The 2,814-nt window shown below is 52.7% G+C and carries 2 rRNA genes; both read left to right on the forward strand.

From position 1 onward, the window contains the following. Positions 1-2,577, forward strand: a 23S ribosomal RNA gene (locus BMZ23_RS14645); the annotation flags it as partial. Positions 2,578-2,729: 152 nt separating this feature from the next. Next, positions 2,730-2,814: ribosomal RNA gene (gene rrf / locus BMZ23_RS14650) — 5S ribosomal RNA — on the forward strand; the annotation flags it as partial.

Consider the following 2,814-nt stretch of genomic DNA (forward strand, 5'->3'; position numbering starts at 1 on the left):
TAGTGGGTGATAGCCCCGTACACGAAAGGCTCATAGCTGTGAAATCGAGTAGGTCGGCGCACGTGAAACGTTGACTGAACATGGGGGGACCATCCTCCAAGGCTAAATACTCCTGACTGACCGATAGTGAACCAGTACCGTGAGGGAAAGGCGAAAAGAACCCCTGTGAGGGGAGTGAAATAGAACCTGAAACCGTATGCGTACAAGCAGTGGGAGCAGACTTGTTCTGTGACTGCGTACCTTTTGTATAATGGGTCAGCGACTTATATTCTGTGGCGAGCTTAACCGTCTAGGGGAGGCGTAGGGAAACCGAGTCTTAATAGGGCGTTTAGTCGCAGGGTATAGACCCGAAACCGGGCGATCTATCCATGGGCAGGTTGAAGGTGCCGTAACAGGCACTGGAGGACCGAACCGACTCCCGTTGAAAAGGTAGCGGATGACTTGTGGATAGGAGTGAAAGGCTAATCAAGCTCGGAGATAGCTGGTTCTCCTCGAAAGCTATTTAGGTAGCGCCTCGTGTATCACCGCTGGGGGTAGAGCACTGTTTCGGCTAGGGGGTCATCCCGACTTACCAAACCGATGCAAACTCCGAATACCAGCGAGTGTCAGCACGGGAGACACACGGCGGGTGCTAACGTCCGTCGTGAAAAGGGAAACAACCCAGACCGTCAGCTAAGGTCCCAAAGTTATGGTTAAGTGGGAAACGATGTGGGAAGGCTTAGACAGCTAGGAGGTTGGCTTAGAAGCAGCCATCCTTTAAAGAAAGCGTAATAGCTCACTAGTCGAGTCGGCCTGCGCGGAAGATGTAACGGGGCTCAAACCATACACCGAAGCTACGGGTTCATCTTAGGATGAGCGGTAGAGGAGCGTTCTGTAAGCCTGTGAAGGTCAATTGAGAAGTTGGCTGGAGGTATCAGAAGTGCGAATGCTGACATGAGTAACGACAATGGGAGTGAAAAACTCCCACGCCGGAAGACCAAGGGTTCCTGCGCAACGTTAATCGACGCAGGGTGAGTCGACCCCTAAGGCGAGGCCGAAAGGCGTAGTCGATGGGAAACGGGTTAATATTCCCGTACTTCTAGTTACTGCGATGGGGGGACGGAGAAGGCTAGGCCAGCACGGCGTTGGTTGTCCGTGTTTAAGGTGGTAGGCTGATTTCTCAGGTAAATCCGGGAGATCAAGGCCGAGAACTGATGACGAGCTTTCTTTTACGAAAGCGAAGTGGTTGATGCCATGCTTCCAGGAAAAGCCTCTAAGCTTCAGGTAACTAGAAATCGTACCCCAAACCGACACAGGTGGTCAGGTAGAGAATACCAAGGCGCTTGAGAGAACTCGGGTGAAGGAACTAGGCAAAATGGCACCGTAACTTCGGGAGAAGGTGCGCTGGTGAGGGTGAAGTATTTACTACGTAAGCCCATGCCAGTCGAAGATACCAGGCCGCTGCAACTGTTTATTAAAAACACAGCACTCTGCAAACACGAAAGTGGACGTATAGGGTGTGACGCCTGCCCGGTGCCGGAAGGTTAATTGATGGGGTTAGCTTCGGCGAAGCTCTTGATCGAAGCCCCGGTAAACGGCGGCCGTAACTATAACGGTCCTAAGGTAGCGAAATTCCTTGTCGGGTAAGTTCCGACCTGCACGAATGGCGTAATGATGGCGGCGCTGTCTCCACCCGAGACTCAGTGAAATTGAAATCGCTGTGAAGATGCAGTGTATCCGCGGCTAGACGGAAAGACCCCGTGAACCTTTACTATAGCTTTGCACTGGACTTTGAATTTGTTTGTGTAGGATAGGTGGGAGGCTTTGAAGCGTGGACGCTAGTCTGCGTGGAGCCAACCTTGAAATACCACCCTGGCAACTTTGAGGTTCTAACTCTGGTCCGTTATCCGGATCGAGGACAGTGTATGGTGGGTAGTTTGACTGGGGCGGTCTCCTCCCAAAGAGTAACGGAGGAGTACGAAGGTGCGCTCAGCACGGTCGGAAATCGTGCGTAGAGTATAAAGGCAAAAGCGCGCTTGACTGCGAGTCCAACACGACGAGCAGGTACGAAAGTAGGTCTTAGTGATCCGGTGGTTCTGTATGGAAGGGCCATCGCTCAACGGATAAAAGGTACTCCGGGGATAACAGGCTGATACCGCCCAAGAGTTCATATCGACGGCGGTGTTTGGCACCTCGATGTCGGCTCATCACATCCTGGGGCTGAAGCCGGTCCCAAGGGTATGGCTGTTCGCCATTTAAAGTGGTACGCGAGCTGGGTTTAGAACGTCGTGAGACAGTTCGGTCCCTATCTGCCGTGGACGTTTGAGATTTGAGAGGGGCTGACCTTAGTACGAGAGGACCGGGTTGGACGAACCTCTGGTGTTCCGGTTGTCACGCCAGTGGCATTGCCGGGTAGCTACGTTCGGAAGAGATAACCGCTGAAAGCATCTAAGCGGGAAACTTGCCTCAAGATGAGATCTCACCGGGAGCTTGACTCCCCTAAAGGGCCGTCGAAGACTACGACGTTGATAGGCTGGGTGTGTAAGCGTTGTGAGGCGTTGAGCTAACCAGTACTAATTGCCCGTGTGGCTTGACCATATAACACCCAAGTAATCTGGGTATGGCCGAGACACTCAAGATCGACAATGTGGAACTGCATGAGATTGCAAACCACCGAAGCCGTACTTCATCACTGACCCAATTCGCGATGGCGTGAAAGCATAGGCCCACACGACACCGCTAAAGAATTGCTTGACGACCATAGAGCGTTGGAACCACCTGATCCCATCCCGAACTCAGAAGTGAAACGACGCATCGCCGATGGTAGTGTGGGGT

Origin of the sequence: Halopseudomonas yangmingensis, from assembly GCF_900114825.1 — a bacterium.
GTDB classification, from domain to species: Bacteria; Pseudomonadota; Gammaproteobacteria; order Pseudomonadales; family Pseudomonadaceae; genus Halopseudomonas; species Halopseudomonas yangmingensis.